Source organism: Halorhabdus tiamatea SARL4B, assembly GCF_000470655.1.
In the GTDB taxonomy this organism is placed as follows: domain Archaea; phylum Halobacteriota; class Halobacteria; order Halobacteriales; family Haloarculaceae; genus Halorhabdus; species Halorhabdus tiamatea.
The window spans coordinates 1-18,843 of sequence record NC_021913.1; the positions used below are offsets into that span (position 1 = coordinate 1).

Here is an 18,843-nt window from a genome sequence, read left to right on the forward strand (position 1 = left end):
TAACCCGATCACGAGGGAGCCAACCTCGCCCTCTAATATCGGTTAGTTTAGCTGGATTGAATGTCGATGACTGGAAAATTCGGACTTCACACGCTCCTGCTCATGACCGAATTCTGAAATTCCCGGAAAACTTGGTATTCCAAAAACCGAACCGCGTTACAGCACAGGAATTTCCACAGGTCGGAGAGGACTAATTGAATTGTTTCCGGAAGCAACCCGGTCACGTTTTTAGTACTAGCCAGAAACCAGTCTATCACGCAAAGATGATCCGCGATGCTCGCGTTCTCCGCGCCGGGTTCGTCCCTCGAGAAGTGAGCATCGCGACGCCGAAGTCAACCACCTTTCTAGCGTTCTAGAGCCCATCACAAACGGGGAACCCGCCGACACGGCCATCGTCACTGGACCCAGCGGCGCCGCAAGACGTGCATCTCGCAATTCGTCACGGAACGACTTCGGGAAGAGGTCCTCGACGTCGAAACCACCTACGTCAACTGCTGGCGCAACTACACCCGATTTCGGACGCTCTACCAGATCCTCGAAGACCTCGGAGCGACCATCGACATCCACCGGCAGTCGACGCCCCACGACGAACTCGTCGATCGCCTCCAGCAACATGACGGCCCGCGAACCATCGCATCCTTGACGAGGTCGACCAGCTCGAAGACCCCAGCGTCATCTACGACCTCCACAGCCTCCCTCAGTTCGCGATCATCTGTATCGCCAACAAGGAAGAGGAGCTGTTCAGCCGCGTCGACGACCGCCTCGTGAGCCGCCTGCGCTCCAGCGAACACGTCCGGATGGACAAGTACCACGACGAGCAGCTGTACGACATTCTGAGTGCGCGGGCGAAGTGGGGACTCGATGAGGACGTCATCACTGACGACCAGCTCTACCGGATCGCCGACGCGGCCGCCGGCGACGCTCGCCTCGCAATTGGCATCCTCCGAACGGCCGCCGGCAAGGCCGATCGCGAGAACCACGAACGAATCACCGACGACATCCTCCTGGACGCCACCGAGGATGCTCGGGCCCAGATCAAGCAGAAGAGCCTCGACTCGCTCACGCCGCACCAGCGCGTCGTCTACGACGTCGTTCACGAGCACGGCCCGGTCGGGCCGAGCGAGATCTACGAGCACTATTCCGAGGACGTCGATGATCCGCGAACGAAGCGGACTGTACGGGCGTATCTGTCTAAGACGACTCAATACAACCACCTCGAAGCAGACGGATCCAGCCGAGATCGGGAATACCAGCCATCGACCAGCCATCTCCCACACTCGCTGAGCAGGGTGATTATAGAGCTGATAGGTCGTGTTTTGTGGATCGGAAAATTGTACCCCAGTGATTTATTACTATAGGAGCGATTATGTCCTACTATGAGCGCAAAGGGCCAGCTCCGTCGGTTCGAGAACAGGGCACAGTTGCTGCGCCATATCTCTGAGGAGACCGGTACGGACATCGACACGCTTTGGGACGAGTACGAAGCCCAGGTCGAATAGAGCCTTTTGTAGTTTTTGACGCGTGGGCGACAATACTGATCTCGACTTATCGTTCGCAATAGACGCAGAGACAGTCTCTCTGAGCCCTATCGGGGAATATCAGGTTCTCGATCTAGAAGGACCGGTAGTCATTGTTGGAGATGCGTCGTACCGCGTCGTTCCGGTCGGTGAAGAATCAGACCTGTCAGAAGATGTCCGGGAACTTAGCGTCGACGAGATACGTGCTGCACTCAGCGAGCTCGCTGACAACGACGACTTTCAGTCAATCGTAGACAATTGCCCGACGAATACGCCGCTCGTCTACGACGACATCGATTATTTGACCCGCCATCTCCCCACAGCTTCGCTCCAGAAGTGCGGGGAGCTGAGTGAAAGCACCCCTTTCGAGAAGGAATTACTCCTCCAAGTTGCCTACGTAGAACGCCAAAACTCTCTCGTCGGGCACTCAGACAACGTCCTCGAGTATTATCTCGAACAGCGTGCTGAAATCGCTGAAAAACTCCGGTCTACCGACGAGATTGATAGCGACGTTGAGCGGTCATTCTTTTCGTATCTACTCCTTGCCTCGGCACTCATCGAAGAGTTGACGACAGAAACGGTCCTCAACGAGCTCTTTCGCGAGGAAGGTCGTCTCGACAGCATCACAGAGCACGTTCGAAGTATGGGGCATGCTAAGCGATTAGAGAAACTCTGTGATATCCAAATACTGACCGAGGGTGACCACGGATCACTTGTCGAGGTCAAAAAACGCAGAAACAACCTCGTCCACGACGCGCAGAAACGTGCAGGTCTTGACGAACTCGAATCGCGTCGTGAAGTCGCACAGATTCTCGAGAAAACTGATCGATGTGCGTCCGTGCTACTGACGATCTCAGGAAAGAACATCGAGTCAGTCATCGCTAAGCGTGGGTGTGATCCCTATATCGAACACGCTCAATCTGAGGCAGTAGCCGACACAATCACGACTTGGGAACAGGAGTATCCAGAGCGCCTGTCGAGACTTCACGACTGTGAACAAGCGGCCCTTGAAAAGATTCGCTGGGATACCGAAGAGAGTGACCCCGGGAACAACATCACGGAAGGATTCACGTTTGAAGGATTTGATAACGAGGTGCTGTATGAGATACTGATGGAGTTCGTCGGTGATGCCTCAAAGGCGTTCCTTGACCGTATTGATGCCGATGCGAACGAGAGCAATCTCGACCGCTTCGATTTCGCTGTGATGGTGCTGCTCTGTGCTGGCCACAGTTACGGGGATATTGCCCGCTGGCTGGATACTGACGAAAAGTACGTCCAGCGGAAGGAGAACGTGATAGCCTGGAGAGCTTCGAAGTTCGAGAAGGGCTTGGTAGAGGAGATACCCCGCCCAGAGGACCCAACATGGCCATCTGACACAGAATCAGATGATTAGGATGGGTGATAGTCTGGTAACAGAGGGGACATCGTCGCAGAGTACGTGATGCTCTCTCAGCAGAAAGCACAATTGGATTGGACCGAGCGTGAGCATCTCGACAATCTCCTCATGGCAAAAGATACCATCAGGATCGAGAGTACTCGCTCGTCGATTCGGTAACTGCGTCGCCGATGCAGTGACCGTGACCCCGTCATCCGTCAGGAACTGAACTCGCCGAGACCCGATTGCTCGTGGTCCAGCGGCTCGATGACCTGGGGATCGTCGTTGCCGGGGTTGTTGACCCGCGTCGAGATTTCGTAGGCGTCCAGATCGTCTTTCGGGTACGGCTGGCACAGTTCCTTGCGGGTGTCCGAATCTGCGGCAAGCCAGTCCGATTCCGCGTCCCTCGGGAGGACGACCGGCATCCGGTCGTGGATTGAGTTCATCAGGTCGTTCGGCTCCGTCGTGAGAATCGTGACGCACGAGATCGTCTCGTCGTTGCCCTCCCAGACGTCCCAGAGCCCGGCCATCGCGAATGCGGGGTCGTCTTCCCGGTAAATCCGATAGGGCTGTTTCGACCCGCCGTTCGGCGATTTCCACTCGTAGAATCCTGACGAGGGGACGAGGCAGGGACGTGATTCCCACGCCTGCTCGAAGACGCGTTTCTCGTCGGCAGTCTCGGAGCGAGCGTTGATGATGCCCTCCTCGGGTTCATCCGCCCAGAACGGAATCAGCCCCCAGTGGTAGGCGTCGATCTCGTCTTGAGCCTCGTTCGTCATGATGTGGAGGTCGTCGCCAGGCGCGATGTTGTATCAGGGTGTGTACCCGCCGTCAACGACGACATCGGCATCGAAGCGGGCCTCGAGGTCTGCTTGATCGATAAAGAGCGAGTTTCGGCCACACATACTGAAGAATTTGAAGTGAAGCATCTTCAACGTGGTCGTGAAGAAACCTGAATGCTGGCGTGTGAGTCTTAAGCATTATTCGCCACTGTGGGTCGAGTTTATTGGTTAACGCAGTCAGTACAACCATCACATAAAATCACAATACGACGATGTGACACAGATCAAGGCAAGGTACCACGACACGTAACCGTTAGACGAAAGCACATCTTCACGATGACTCGTCCTGTAGAACTTCTCGAACTACGTCCTTGTATTCATCGTCAGGGGTGTCGACGAAGTACTTCATTACGCCGAGGACCATCTTTTGACTGATTACGCCGCCCCAGTTCGATAACAAATAGAGAGTGAACGGAACAGTGATAATAATCCCCTCACCGCCGATTACGTTGGCGTTGGACAAGCTGGCGAAGACAGCAAAGATACAGAGAAGTAATTCCATCGGCATCTTCGGAAGTGTCCGGGTGACATTCTTCCGTAAACCGAATCGAGTGTGAAGCAGCAGAAACGAATAGTAAACACCGGTAACTAAGAGAATCAGACCGAGCGTCTCAATCGCTTCAATCGTAGTTAACGCCTCAACTAAGGCCGTGAAAACCAGCAGGAGAGCGACCGATACTAACACATGAAACCCGACAACGAAGATATGCCCAGCGTCCCGCTGTTTCTTAATCTTCTGATAAAGTTGATCGCGTTCTCTTGACGTGATTTCGCCTTTACGAGTCTTACGTATCAACCGTCTCGTTTCATCAATATCAAGAGAGTTCTTTATGTCTGTCTCATAGTTTCCTTTCTGTGTTTGCTGCTCTAGAAATATTCCCGTATCAGCGATCAAACCTGTCGGGCTGTCCTCCCCGGCCTTCTCCTTGTACGTTTCCTGACGCTGTGCATCATCACGAAACACTCTGTAGTTGAACACGGCAAACAGCATGACTGCAAAAATCGCTGACCCTACTAGAACAAGATACTGATTAAACTCAGTTCCAATGCCTTGCACCATGTTGTTGAGAGTCCTAAATCCGAGATGGGATGGAATTGCTACAGCTACGACGAACATCCCTGTTCCAGTCCACCTTGCGACGGTCGAGTCCGACAGATCCTCGTCGGAGACCACGAGATGATATCTAACGAAAAGAGACCCGAATAAGAAGGTGAAGACAATACCGTCGACAAGTACCGGATTGGCGAAGAAGACGTTGTAGAGTCCGTAAACTGCGGTAAAGAAGAACACCTCGTACCCTATCCGCTCTTTCGCAGATAGTTTTGATCTGCCACCACTCATTACGATAGGTGAAAACTTCAGGCATCAAGGATGTACTGGTTACTTCCTTAGAATACCATGGATAATGACAGACGATACGCCTAAATATTCGACAAACATCATTTCACTATCTACGACCACACAAGATCAGTAAATTTGTTTATGAACTCCTCTGAGAGGATAGCTTGAAATCGTAAATAGTGAATGTGAGATTGTCGTTCGTGGAACAGCAATCGTTCGTAAGGCCTACTCCCAGACTTCCTCGTATTGGCCAACTTTGAGGAAGTATTCGTCGTCGTCAACGACTGGTCGGGGAACGAGACCATCGTCGAAGTCACGGAGGTGGCCGATGTGGATTGGGAGGTGGCCGTCTGCGGGGTCGTCTGACTGGCTTGTGGCAACGAGTCGGCGGTTGACGAGGCGGAGTGTACTTGTATTGTCGTTGGTTTCGGCGCGTTGTTTCCAGGAGGAGATCGCTTGTTGAACTTCGCTGCGTTTGGCTTGTGTGACGTCGTTGTGTGGGACGTTGATCCAGATGTGACCGTGTTCAGTGACATAGAGCCGGCCGGGATTCGGGCGGTACTCGTCGTACGCGGCTATGAGTTCGGAGTGGTCGAAAATTGAGGTGAATCGATAGTCACGCCATTTCCAGATGAGTTGATCATCGTGGCTGACTGCCCACCGTTCGCCGTGTTTGAACGGGAAGCCCTGCCAGATTGCGATCCCGTTTTCCGGTGGGTCTGGATCAGTATCGACGGAGCCGAAATCGAGTGCGCCATTGAGTTTGCCAAGATAGGCCGGGATCCAGCCGGTGGAAACGGGGGCCTGATCGATGTTCGCGTAGTTGTCGGCTTTGACTTTCGTTAGGACTTCTCCCTGGGCGGTGACGCGGAAACTCCCGTATCCATCTTCTTTCCCGGCTGTGTTCATAGCGGTCCAGAGGTCACTGGGCGGATCCGCGTGGATGGAGAGATCGCGTTGTTCCCATTTCAGAACAACGTCGTCGCCAAAGTCGTCGTCGCTGACGAGGCTGTATTGTGAACCACGGTACGCGGACGGCCACGGTTGGCCCGGTGCGACTGAGACGGCTTGATCCTCGCTAATCGGTACCTTTGTCGGGGTTTGTTCGAATGTAAGTGTCATTCTGAGTCCTCCGTGAGATTAGCTGCAAAGCGATCGAATGCGTCGACATCACCGTCTTCATCTGGATCCGCGTACAAAACGCCATGCTCGCCGTGTTCTTCTGGGGCAGTATCTAGTGCTGATTCAGTACTGTCTTCGGTCGTCGAGTCAGACTCCGACGATTGGTTGTTTTGGGACGTATTTGACCCGGTCGGCTCGGCGGAAGTTTCGTGGGTGAATTCTCGGTTCCGTGTACTCACTGCTGGTTCGATAGTCGGTGGCTGCCGATCCAGTGGGTCGATCTCCTGAAGGGTAGACGGGAGTGGTGGAAGGTCGTTGAGGATGTCGTCGTATTCCTCCTGGGTTAGGTCATGTTGTTCAACGATTGTGCCGAGAACATCGTGGGAGAGTTGAACGTCAGTAAACCACTGGTCGAGTGTCGGTTGCTCGATAAGTGTGATCTCTTTGGTCTCTGCTACTTCGTGAGCGTCATCGGTGAACGATGAGTTGGAAACGATCACAGTCGATGAGGCACCGCGACCCGTCGCCGGAGTGGTGTTCCCCTCAGCGACGGTGTGCACGATGTCACTGCCGCGGGTGGTCCCCGAGTCGGTGGGCGCAGTTTTGATAGCGACGGTCGTGTGCTGGCGGTTCCAAAAGAGATCCACGTCGGCGTCGTCAACGGCTTCTGGTGTCTGGAAGCTTCCCTCATAGCGGGAGAGAGTGGCTCCAAGGATCCGGGCGAAATCATGAGCGTTCAGATATGCCATGTCTGCGGCAGACACAATCCGTGACGGCGAGGTTCGTAGTGGGCCCGTGTCGGTAGTAGACGACGCTGTCTCAGTGTTGTCGGGGAGTTGATCGCGAGCGTTTTTGACGAGAGTTGTGACCCGGTCACGGGGCGCGTCGAGTTCGTGCGTTGCGAGGACATCCACGATTAGCTCGGTTGTAATCGCATCGTATTCGATTGCGCGTCGAATGGACTCGGTGATCGATCCTGGTTGATACCACTGAGGCTGTGACTGTTGCTGTTGACTCATTTGAACACCCCGCGGAGTCGATCGATGAAACCGACTTTTCGCCGATGCACGACCTCATTAGTCGCTCGATTGACGACGACGATCTGGTTAGCTTTGAGCAGGTGTTTCCCATACACGATGAGATACGCGCGGTTCGATGCGCCGCGAACCGATCGGAACTCGTCTACGAGATCGTCCGGAATGGAGTGAGTCGTCTCTCCGATCGAGGCGCATGTCTCGCAGCGGCCGTCCTCTATTAAGCGCGGCGCGTAGCGCTGCTCACAGAGTTCGCAGGTCTCGGCGTGCTTCTCACAGATAGGTTGCTGGCTGATTGGGGCTGTGATAGTGTGTTTGTCACAGAGTTGCTCGTCGCCGACAATGCACCTGTTGAGGTGCTCTGGGCACCGCTTTGCAGGCGGCTCCTCCGGTTTGCTAGCGCAGTGTGCACAGTAATCCAGGTGGCGCTCGCAGAACAGCTCGCCGTCTTCTGCACAGGGGACTGCGTGGTCGCTACACCGGGGTTCGCCACATGCAGCACAGGTGATCTGGTCGCCTTCACAGACTGGTTCGCCGCAGGCTGTACACGCCTCGGTATGGCTGGCAGCGAACGGCTGGTCGCAATCAGTACAGTGAACGGCGTCTGCTTCACAGATGAGGTCATCGCAGCCGGCGCAATCAAGGAGATGGTCAGCACAGAAGGCTTCCCCGCAGTCGTAGCACTGAGCGATATGGTCGGGGCAATAACCAGAGGCGTTACAGACGGTGCATTTCGTGATGTCATCCGGACAGGTGACGGAACCGCAGTCGCCACATTGGCTTGCATGTGATGGGCAGACCGCGTTGCCACAGGTGTCACAAGTCAGGGCGTCTGTATCACAGTACGGTTGTTCGCAGTGTGCGCATTCAACGATATCGTCAACACAGAACGTTTCCCCACAGTGTGTACAGTCGCGGGCGTGGTCGGGGCAGACCGTTGTGTCGCAGGCGGTACAGTCGTTCCGGTGGGTCGAGCATATTGGGTCGTCGCAGTGATCGCAGGCGTCGAGATGGATTGGACAGTAGTCGTCCCCGCAGTGCAGGCACTCGGTTGCATGCGTGATGCAGCGAGTGTCTCCGCATTCGGCACAGGTTGTTGAGTGTGACGAGCAGTGTTGCTCTCCGCATTCGCTGCACGTAGTACTGTGGTCGTCACACGTCCAGTTGTGGCACTCTGCGCAGTTCGTGAGATCGTCGTAGCAGAACTGCTCACCGCAGTCTACACACGTGGTGGTGTGGTTGGTGCAGAATTGGTCGCCGCAGTCTGCGCAAGTCTCGACGTGAGCTGGACAGACGATGTCGCCGCAGTCGGTACATTCGGTGGCGTGATCTGAGCCGATTGTGTCATTACAGATGTCGCAGACAACCGTGTGGTCCGTACAGTGACACCCGTCGCAGTGCGCGCATTCGGCGGCGTGGTCAGTACAGACGGTGTCGCGACACGTCTCACAGGTTTTCGTATGGGTATCGCAGACAGGATTCTCGCCGATCGCACAGAGAGAAGTGTGGTCGGCGCAAGCGTCGCTGCCGCACACATGGCACGATTGGACGTTGTCGGACGTGTGATAGCCATCACAGTGCGAGCAGTAGCTGGCGTGGTCCGGACAAAGATCACCCCCGATATTGATTGCTGGGACGCGGTCGGTGGTGCAAAACCCGCCGTCACAAACCGCACACTGTCCTAAGTGGTCATCACAGGTAGGTCCAGCACAGGCGTCGCAGTCACTTACGTGGTCAGGGCAGTGGAGGGCACTGTCGTCGGTGCAGGCGGTGAGATGATCGTCACAGTGGAATCGATCACAGGTTTCACACTGACCACCACAGAGCGAGCACACCGGCTCGTCGTCGGTCGAGCATTGTTTTCGGTGGGCTGCACAGACGCTGCGGCCACAGGTGCTGCATGATGTATGACAGTCAGGACATTCCACAGTACCACAGTACTCGCAGGCGGGAAACGCGTCAGCGGTCTCTCCACAAACGAGCACACCACAGCCATCACATTCCTTTCGACACTCTTGGCAGATTACATGCCCGTCGTCACAGACAACCGGTGAGCCTGCGTCTTCGAAAGATCGCCCGCAGTCCGAACAGGTGAACGAGCCGAAAGTATTGTTCGCTGGCGTATATTCAATAGTAGTTTCGCCAATACGGTCTCCATCTCGGACTTTGACCGACAGCTCGCCGACATCGTAGGTAATAATCGTCGTGCCGACAGCAACAACATCGATATCGACGGCGTGTCGCGCTTGCGTTTTCGAGATCTGCTCTTGTTCTTCTGTGCGGAGTGTCTCTTTCCGCTCGGCAACCGTAGGTTTGAGGTCCTCAAGCTCTCGTTCGGCGTCGCGTTTGTTCGAGAGATACTCCTTGCGGGTCTTTTCGTATTGAGCGCTGCGGGCTTTCCGCTTCCACTTCCGGATTTTCTGACGTTGTGCCTCAAGTTCCGCGTCAAGCTCTTGGCGTCGTTGCTCATAGAGTTCCTGAATTTCTGCTTCGCGCTCGCTAGCTGCCGTGCTGGCTTCCGTTCCGAGTTCCTCAGTGTCCGGCTGGATCCGCTCTTTTAGCGCCTCAACCGCCTTGTTGTAGAGCTGTTCGGCTCGATCCACCGAGAGATCAACCGGGTCGTGTTGCTCTGAGTCAGCGTCTGTAGCGAGTGTGTCGAAGTGCGCGACGAATCGGTCAGTGAGATCTGGAAGTCGTACTCCGCTGTCGATATCGAATGTGATGGTCTCAAATCGTTCCCGATGGTAAGATTGAACGCAATCCATCTGGACGTGGTAGTGGAACGCGGCTGCGTTCTCTCTCTCGCCGGCGTTGAAACCGTCAGTAGTGATTTCGGTGTCAAGTCTGTCGAATACCGGTGGGGTGTGCATCTGGAGGTTCGAAGGCCCGAGATGTACGTATCCGACATGGTCACCGTCCCGGGCTGTTTCTAGGAGAGAGTTAAAGAATGTCGTGCCGGGTCGAACGACGATATCGCCGGCTCCGGGATCCATGTCCTCGGTGTCGAAAACGAGAGTTGTCTTCGGTTGCGTTGTCGATGGGGTCTTGTCTTCGATACCGGCCGCGATCGCGTCCAGGGTGTCGTTGCCCGTCTCTCCGGATTGGTTGGTGCTGTTACTCGTAGAGACAGTGGAGAGGCTGGGCGGGAGCGTTGCTTCCCAGCGGTCTGACGTGGATCGGTCCACAGAGCCACCGTTGGATTCGATGACTGCTTCGGTGAGTCGTTTGATGCTCACGCGATTCAGGACACTCGTGTCGATTGAGTTCACGAGTCGTCACCGAACTCGAAGCTATCGAAGACGCCCTTGTTGAATTCGCTCATTTTCTCGGCGGCTTCCTTGTTCTCTTCGAGGTCAACAGCCATTTCCTCGAAGTTATTCTCCAGTTCCACACGGCTGTCAGCCGTGCGAACCCGTTCGAAGACTTCCCGTTCGAAGTCTGCCCCGGATTTCTCCATCCGGGAGAGGATCTCACGTAGCCCACCGATCGACTGTGTGAAGAGATTGATTTTCCCGTATAGTTTCTCCAGTACGTGTTCCTCGACTGTATCGGCTAATGCGAGATTGAACACGTGGACATCACGTTCTTGCCCGATCCGATCGATTCGGCCGATCCGTTGTTCGACCTTCATCGGATTCCAGGGGAGATCGTAGTTCACCATCACATTACAGAACTGCATGTTCCGCCCTTCGCTGATCGAGTCAGTAGCTACCAGGACACCACCCTCAGCTTCGAAGTCTGCGACGATCGCTTCCTTCTCGGTACTCGAACAGTCGCCGTTTACGACGTGGACTGGTTGGTCGAGTTTCCGGACGCTTTCGGCGACTTCTTTCTGGGTTTCCCGAAATTGTGTGAACACGACAACGCGCGTAGTGTCGAGTTGGTCGTGAATCGTCGTGACGATCTCACGAAGCCGCTGCTGTTTGGTGGTATCTGAGATTTCGCTGGCAGCTTCTTTGATCTCATGTAAATGGTCTCGTTCACGGTTCGAGACGGTTGTCGATCCCTCTCCGTCGAGCCACTTATTGACTGTTCCCAGCACCGCACTTGGGCTGCTCACGACCTCCTTTTGGAGGAGTAAAAGCACGAGATGTTTCGCGTCCTCGCTGGAATAATTGGATCGGACGTAGTTAGTGACAGTGTCGTAGAGCTCTTCTTCGGCGGTTGTCGGCTCAAACGTGTTCGTTCGGACATCTCGGTTCGTGAAGTCGATATCAGTCTCCTCACGCCGGTTGCGAATCATCACACGGTCGAGCTTCCGTTGGAGGGCATCGGCATTCTTGATCTGGGTGTCATCTCCGTCTGCGACGTACCGGTCTTCAAATTCGGTGGATGTCCCGAGCAAGCCTGGGCGGATGAGATTCGTGATGTTGTAGAGGTCTGTAATATCGTTTTGGATGGGAGTTGCGGTGGCAAAGAATGCTTCCTCGTATTCGATTTGTTCGATAAGAGAGTACCGCTTAGTGTCCTCATTGCGGACGTAGTGGGCTTCGTCAAGGACGAGAGCGTCCCAGCGACGGCTTAAAACCTCTTCTTTGTATCGGCTGCTTTTCGCGGTGTCCACACTGGCGACGATTCTATCGTGAGCGTCGAACCCCTGGAATTCGTCGTCATAGTTACAGACGAAGTCAAGTCCGAATTTGTCGTCGAGTTCCTGTTGCCACTGTGGTGCGAGTTGTGCGGGTGTGAGGACGAGGAAGGAGTCTCGGGTATCTCGTAAGTCGAGTTCTTTGAGCACCATTCCGATTTCGATGGTTTTCCCGAGCCCAACTTCGTCGGCGAACAGCAGCCCACGTCCCATGTTTGTGATTGCCCGGTGAGCGGCTGAGAGCTGGTGGTCGAGGAGTTTGACCTTATCCTTGACTTCCTCTAAGGCGAGTAGTTCCTGTTCGCTTTGTGTGGCACCAAATCTGTGGGCTTGGAGTGTTTGAATATGGGATGTAGCGCTAGTCTCTGTGAAAGATTCGAGAGAGGGGGGATCGTCAATAGACCAGTTTATTGTAGGTTGAGATTCGCCTTGTCCCCTTGTTGCCATGTTACTAACCTGTGTGTTTCATCCAAGTTATAATCAGCGGTTCAATACCCTCTACCAATTCTTCCTGTAAATGATTGTAAAATGTAATTTTAAGAGGACGTATGTCCCAACACACTCTTAAGTCTACTTTCGGTATCGAAGAGTTACGACAACTGTGGTTTCCAAATGAACCCTTCGCCCAACCCTGGAGACGAATGGCCGAGTTACTATCGGGGCTATCGCCTCCAAACAAACCCGAGCGGCGACGTATGGTGGCAAGTCTATAACGGGACTGAACGTCTCTACGTCGAACCGACACCCGACGAGCTCGTCGAGGATCTCCTCTCGCTGAAACGACTCGGCGGTCGAATCAGAATCACCGAAGATAATGCTGTCATCACTCGCGTCGAAGATGGCGATGAGTATGAACAGATCTATGTCGGGGACATCTCGCTCTCAGGTAAACTCGTCCCGGAAGAGGAGACTGAATTCAGTGTGGACATCCAGCCTGACGGACTCTCTTCAGGAGACCTCTGGCCTAGCGTTTACGATGGCGCGAAGTTCTCGTTTAGTGAAGATAGTGCCTGGTGGCACCATCCGCAGACGCACAAACGCCATCCAGTCAATACGGAACTACCGAACGACGTCCTGACGAGGCTTCAGCGACTCAAGCCGACTGGTGGATCTTTCAGAGTGACACCGTGGAATGACGTCATAACATTAGTGGAAGATCCCCCGAATCCAGAAGCGACCAAAGAGCAGCTCCATGAACTCCCACGCGTGATAAAGAATATTATCATACTCAGACGAGAGCGTGGCGTCGAACGCCTTCCGGTCTACGTTGGATCACTCGATACGGTTCCGATTGAGGTGAATGAGCCACGTTCGCTCACCGATTCATTGTCTGCGGAAGAACGCGCAGAGCTGAATTCGTGGTCCGGTTCGCTTGGACCGACCAAGGACATTGACCCAAGCGAACATCGATTCGACAGCACGACGGAGACGAAGCCAAGGGACGATCCAGAGGACTGGTGACCTCGTGTGGCCCGACGCTTTCCACCACCACTATTCGGCGTCGAACGAACGAAGGTTCGTAGTGAAACGTTCGTCGAACTTGCCATTGACTCAGACGGAGAGTTGTCAAAATCGCAGTTCGTCGAACAGGCCCGGGAACAACTACAGAAACCCAACGACGGAGGTTGTTACTCAGCAGCGTATATGCAGCGTATCGTCTCGACGTATGTCCAACTGGGTATCCTCCGTCAACAAGCAGACGGCACGATTACCGTCTGGCAGTTCGGTCGTGATTGGCACAACGGCGGAATTGACTTCGAGACGTTCCTCTGGTATGCGATCAAGCGCGCCTGGGTGATCGAGGGTGGTTTTCCCGAAGGAATCGACGGACTGCGGGCAATCCATCGTATTCTGGTGTACAGTGACCGCCCACTCGATAGTGGCGAGATTGAACAGCGACTTGTGAACGAGTACGATTACGAATTCAACGACCAGAAGAGTCGCGGATTCCCGACGCTGCTCACAAACCTTGGGGCAGCACGGAAAACGGACGACGGGTATGTGGCGACAGATCCGACAGACCGATGGCGAGACAGGTTCCGGAATGCCGACCTACTCCCGACATTCGAACGGTGGCTCAAACAAGAAGGTGCACACATTGAACCACCCTCCAACACGGTAAAGCGAGACCTGGCGAAGTACTACATTTACCGGGAGTCTGGTGGCCATGGCCGACACCGACAACTCTTTGATACGTTCCGACGGGACTACCTCAAGACGACGGCCTACGAGAACGATGTCTCACAGCCGACGATCCGGCGCGCTGAGAAATATATTGAAGCCGAAAATAAACGCGGGCAACTACGAGATCAGATCTGCGAACAGTTCCCGTCGTTCACAGGTGATAGTTTAGCTGGTCTATCAACGAGCGTTCTCGAGCGGATCGCGAGTGCAGATGACGAAGCGGACGCATACCGAATCAAATCCTCGGCTGGGGCTGGGTTGTCGCGTGCCGACTTCGAACGCTGGGCCGGGATGGACGGAACCACCTATTCGTTCCCAACCGATTTCGAGCTGTACGACTGGCAACAGGAAGCGGCCCAGCAGTGGTTCGATCCTCCAAAGGGAACTGAAAGCCGTGAACCCGAGCAAGGGATTGCGAGAGTGGTCACTGGGGCCGGAAAAACGGTAATGGCGCTTGAAGTGATCCGTCGGTGGCTTGACGAACATCCCAAGGGTGTTGTGACGATTCTCGTCCCGACGAAGGTACTCATGCGCCAGTGGTTAGAGGAACTCGTCGAGAAACTCAACGTCCCGGCCGATGATGTCGGTTGGGCCGGCAGTGGCCATAAAGACCGGTTTGAGGACGACTTTCGGGTTTTGGTCAGCATCGTCAATTCTGCCGTGAAGGACGACTTTCTCAGGGACACGCTCGCCGTCGCCAACGCAGAAAATCATCTCTTGGTGGCTGACGAATGTCACCGATACTCAGGGGAAACCTTCTCGAATGTCTTCGAATATCCGCGAACAGCGTCACTCGGCCTTTCAGCGACGCCGCTCTCCGATCCTGGTGATGAAGAACGGTCAGAGAGCGACGAATTACTCTTGTCCGAACTTGGGGAGATCTATTACGAACTGTCCTATGATGAAGGGATTTCTCGAAACCTAATCCCGGAATTCAAGGTACGGTACGTTGGATTCGAGCTAACCGACGCAGAGCGGACGACCTATAATAGGCTGAGTGAGAACGTCAGCGATGCGGTCTCTGACATCGAAACGAGATACGGAAACCAGATTTACGACCTGAATGGGAACTTTGCACACAAACTACAGACGATCGCTGACTCGATCGATGGTCCAACGCCAGCAATCTCGGACTTCTTCCGGTATACGCAGGAACGACGAGAATTGGTGGCTGACGCAATTGGCCGACAGGCAATTTCGCTGTCGCTGCTCAGACAGACCGTGACTGAGTCGAAGAAAGCGATCGTCTTCCAGGAGCGAATCAAACAACTCGAACGCATGGTGGCGTCAGCAGAGTTACGTGGCAAGAATTATCGAACCGGTGACGTCGCCACAGAATACGGAGACCGCCAACAGCTCTACGAACAATATCCTGGTCTAAAAAAGGCTGACCAAGCGTTAGAGGATTTGTTCTTCGACCCGAGCTATCGGCCAGTAATGTACCACTCCGGTCACCGGAGAAACGCTTGGAACGATTTCGCAGTGGACTGGTTCGATGACGATGGCTTTGCTAACGTCATGCTCAGCGTTAAAGCACTCATTGAAGGGGTGGACGTGCCGAGTGCTGACGTCGGCATCGTTCGTGTATCGTCAGGCAGTGTCCGACAACGAATTCAGACACTCGGCCGCGTACTTCGCACCGGAGGCGACCCTTCTAATACATCAGAGCTATTCGTGCTGTATGCGCGAAATACGGTCGATGAGAAGATATTCAGGGACTACGACTGGGACAAGCAGCTCTCGACTGCGGACGTCACACACCTGACGTGGGATCCAGCAGGTGACTGGGAGGCCGGCGATTGGGACCCAGAGACACCGTTCTGGAAGTGCGTACGGAAGGCGACTGAAGAGGAACTCCCCGACCCAAATACGCAGCGACCAGTCCCAGATACCGCCGACCTCTCAGTAGGGGGATCGTATCCTGGTCCGCGAGACGGCTATCGGTTCAGTGTTGACGCTGACGGCCAACCATTTGAAAAATCCGCTGACGGCCGGCGCTATATCCGCCACGAGACAGTTGAAGACATCGCATCGATAGTCTACGAGCGGAAAGGGGGCGGGACCGTGATCGTGAACGACGCAAACCACGCGTTGATGATGGAAGACGGGAAAGCAGTCTTCCTCGGCGTCATCAATCCGAACGAATTCGAATACACCAGTGCCGATGCTGATTCAGTGCTAGGAACCGTTGATGATACGGAACTTGACGAGCTACTATGAGGAAGACACTATCGCTGCTTCAATTTGTGTCAAATCCGATCACAGCACCACCTTCAACCTGAACCTCTCCATCAAGTCGTGCCAGCCCCGTGTGGATGGGCGACGACCGCCAACGAGTTGAGCGTGATTTTGAACGCTGCTCTCTTCCCCTCATTATAAACAAGTGGAGCAGCCACTTTAGGAGATGGTAAGTACTACCTCCGATATCACTCACGGTCAATACCTTTCGGAAATCAATGTTTCTATACTGGGCCGTACTGACTCACCACCCGGCGTTGCGCTGTTTGAAGTCGAAGACAGCGAAGGAAATCAATTCGTCGTGGCAGGAGTTGATGACCGAGTGAACACATTAGCGAACGAGGGCACATATCGCATTGAAAACGGACTTGGCATTGACCCTGACTTCAACGCTCGAACAGCTTTCCCGAATCAGTTTGAGAAAGCCTCATCCCATGACTGCCCTGAATGTGGCTCGGATTTGACCTTCGAACCCGGAGTCGAATCGCCTCCAACAACGGTCCGTGAAGCACTCAGCCAGCAAGGATGGGAAGACTCACATCTCGTGATTACCGAGGAGGCAGAACTACATCGTCTCTCGGACAGGGACGATTGGCGACCACGAGGGTCAAATCGGGGTCCGCACACTCCTCAGCACCAATATCGATGTACTGAGTGTTCACTATCAATCCCCGAAGGCGAATTAGAGCGATACATCGAGCAGGGCGGTAGACCACTCGAAGAACACGTCAACGAGACGGCCGTTATGGAGTCGCCTGCGGCCGACGCGTCAGAATCGATTGGGATGGCTACTGGTGGGGCGAAAGACGTTGATAACTTCCGAGACAATATCTCTGAGGGATATCTTCCTGGCGAAGAGGCGCTTACGACGGAGGGGCTGTTTTACGACTACTACTTCGACACGGGCGATAACCGGGATAGCAAAGACAGTCTCTTCTATCCATCGTACAGCACGGCAGTAACCAGTCATCCCCTCACAGATCGAACCGAACACTACCTGACTGTCGGCCTCAATTCAACTATCGGCGTCGAAGAGTTCGAACGCCGCCAGCTCAACCTCGTCGCCGTTCTCGACGTCTCTGGATCGATGGGGAGCCAGTTCGATCAGTACTACTACGACAGATCCGGGCAACGGCGATCAGTAGACGCTCCCTCGAGTGAGACCAAGATGGCTGCTGCGACAGAATCTCTGGCTGCTCTCACCACACACCTTGAGGCAGACGACCGGCTTGGAGTCGTCCTCTACAACTCACAGGACCACGTCGCCAAACCGGTCTCTCTCGTCGGAGAGACAGATATGGACGCTATCCGTGGTCACATTCGGGATGTGACGGCAGGCGGTGGAACGAATATGAGTGCCGGCCTCGAAACCGCTATTGATCTTCTCAGTGAGTACGAAGATTCTGATGCGGCGCAAGTTGAAAATCGAATCGTATTCTTGACGGATATGATGCCGAATACTGGTGCCACCGGGCAGAACACTATCACTGCGACGGTTGAGGAGGCAGCCGCGCGCGGTATTCACACGACGTTCGTCGGTATGGGACTCGACGAAAACCCCGATCTGGCAGAATCGCTGTCGAAGATCCGAGGTGCAAATCATTACTTCGTCCACTCTGCAACGGAGTTCGAGCAGCGACTTGACGACGAATTCGAGTACATGGTCACACCGCTGGTGTTCGACCTCCAGCTGGAACTGGACGGGGATGTCGGTATTGACGCCATCTACGGAAGTCCCAACGCCGATCGATCGGCTGGTAAAATCATGTCCGTCTCAACGTTGTTTCCGTCGCCGACAACCGACGGCGAAACCCGGGGCGGAGTCATATTGTTGCGTCTCGACGGTGCCCCATCCAGGTCAATGGATCTCGTTGCGAGTTGGGAAGAAATCGACGGCACTATCGAATCCGATCGAGTTCAAGTCTCTGCCGATATTGAGTCGCCGGAGTACTTCGAGACAAGTGGCATCAGAAAAGCAGTGTGTCTCGCCCGATATGCCAGTACGCTTCAAAACTGGCTCACCGCTGTATGCGGTGAAGACGACTGGAAGCCGATGAACAGTCCACGAAGCGGGCAGTGGGAACGGGACTCTGAACAACTTCGTATCACAGAGCAATATCGAGAGCAGTTCCGTACGATTCAAACATACATCGACGAAACAGCAAGCGCCATCGATAGCGAACTTCGGCAGGAAGCTGCGCTACTTGAGACTCTCATCGAGTATCAGGATCCACAGCCCGAACATGACCTATCTGATCAAGCGCTAGACCGCCTCGCTGATCTTGTCGAGTTAGCACCGACATCAAATGGTGAATTAGCTGAGGCCTGGGGAGTGAAGACTGGTTCTGAAATCCATGCATACCTCGAATCCGAACTTGCGAGATACTATCAACGCGACGAGGACCATATGCTTCAACCGACAGACGAGGCCAGGAAACTAGTCACAACAGGATTGTAGCGTCCCCTCCTAATTGTGTTGGCGAGGTCTCGCTGACGTCTCTCTAGCCAGGTGTATTCGATTTGAGTTGGTCAGTGGCCAAGGCAGGTTACATTTCACCCCCTTGCAGACTATACTAATACAACCGACAGTATATCCCGCAG

At 54.4% G+C, this 18,843-nt stretch carries 10 protein-coding genes and 2 pseudogenes; 6 read left to right on the plus strand and 6 right to left on the minus strand.

Annotated features, from left to right (window positions below; genetic code table 11):
- The first annotated feature begins 263 nt into the window (after positions 1-263).
- From HTIA_RS13850 to HTIA_RS13855, 3 genes and pseudogenes are all read left to right on the plus strand, one after another.
- A pseudogene (locus tag HTIA_RS13850) lies at positions 264-1,345 on the plus strand (Cdc6/Cdc18 family protein).
- 31 nt (positions 1,346-1,376) lie between these two features.
- Positions 1,377-1,499 carry a hypothetical protein gene (locus HTIA_RS17320; RefSeq protein WP_008528531.1) on the plus strand — a complete coding sequence of 41 codons (123 nt, stop codon included), beginning with the start codon at positions 1,377-1,379 and terminating at the stop codon, positions 1,497-1,499.
- Between the two features lie 22 nt (positions 1,500-1,521).
- Complete coding sequence (locus tag HTIA_RS13855) at positions 1,522-2,910, plus strand: hypothetical protein (protein WP_008528530.1); 1,389 nt, start codon at positions 1,522-1,524, stop codon at positions 2,908-2,910.
- 200 nt (positions 2,911-3,110) lie between these two features.
- On the opposite strand, the pseudogene HTIA_RS13860 reads toward HTIA_RS13855, so the two are convergent.
- The 6 genes and pseudogenes from HTIA_RS13860 to HTIA_RS13905 form a co-directional block, all read right to left on the minus strand.
- Positions 3,111-3,797 (minus strand): annotated as a pseudogene (locus tag HTIA_RS13860) (SOS response-associated peptidase).
- Between the two features lie 208 nt (positions 3,798-4,005).
- Entirely contained in the window at positions 4,006-5,076 is a 1,071-nt protein-coding gene (locus tag HTIA_RS13865; protein WP_008528529.1) for a hypothetical protein, read from the minus strand.
- A 225-nt stretch (positions 5,077-5,301) separates the two neighbouring features.
- Positions 5,302-5,985 carry a hypothetical protein gene (locus tag HTIA_RS13870; RefSeq protein WP_020931431.1) on the minus strand — a complete coding sequence of 228 codons (684 nt, stop codon included), beginning with the start codon at positions 5,983-5,985 and terminating at the stop codon, positions 5,302-5,304.
- 209 nt (positions 5,986-6,194) lie between these two features.
- Positions 6,195-6,947 carry a restriction endonuclease gene (locus HTIA_RS13875; protein WP_158413130.1) on the minus strand — a complete coding sequence of 251 codons (753 nt, stop codon included), beginning with the start codon at positions 6,945-6,947 and terminating at the stop codon, positions 6,195-6,197.
- A gap of 266 nt (positions 6,948-7,213) precedes the next feature.
- On the minus strand, positions 7,214-10,501 hold the full coding sequence (locus tag HTIA_RS16475; RefSeq protein ID WP_020931433.1) for a hypothetical protein: 3,288 nt from the start codon (positions 10,499-10,501) through the stop codon (positions 7,214-7,216).
- Positions 10,498-12,267 carry a DEAD/DEAH box helicase gene (locus tag HTIA_RS13905; RefSeq protein WP_021029589.1) on the minus strand — a complete coding sequence of 590 codons (1,770 nt, stop codon included), beginning with the start codon at positions 12,265-12,267 and terminating at the stop codon, positions 10,498-10,500. Before HTIA_RS13905 ends, HTIA_RS16475 begins: the two co-directional genes overlap by 4 nt.
- 165 nt (positions 12,268-12,432) lie before the next feature.
- On the opposite strand from HTIA_RS13905, the gene HTIA_RS13910 reads away from it, so the two are divergent.
- From HTIA_RS13910 to HTIA_RS13920, 3 genes are all read left to right on the plus strand, one after another.
- Complete coding sequence (locus HTIA_RS13910) at positions 12,433-13,281, plus strand: hypothetical protein (RefSeq protein WP_008528521.1); 849 nt, start codon at positions 12,433-12,435, stop codon at positions 13,279-13,281.
- Between the two features lie 333 nt (positions 13,282-13,614).
- Entirely contained in the window at positions 13,615-16,224 is a 2,610-nt protein-coding gene (locus HTIA_RS13915; RefSeq protein WP_206772041.1) for a DEAD/DEAH box helicase, read from the plus strand.
- A gap of 184 nt (positions 16,225-16,408) precedes the next feature.
- Complete coding sequence (locus HTIA_RS13920) at positions 16,409-18,700, plus strand: DUF5797 family protein (RefSeq protein WP_020931434.1); 2,292 nt, start codon at positions 16,409-16,411, stop codon at positions 18,698-18,700.
- The last annotated feature ends 143 nt before the right edge of the window (positions 18,701-18,843 follow it).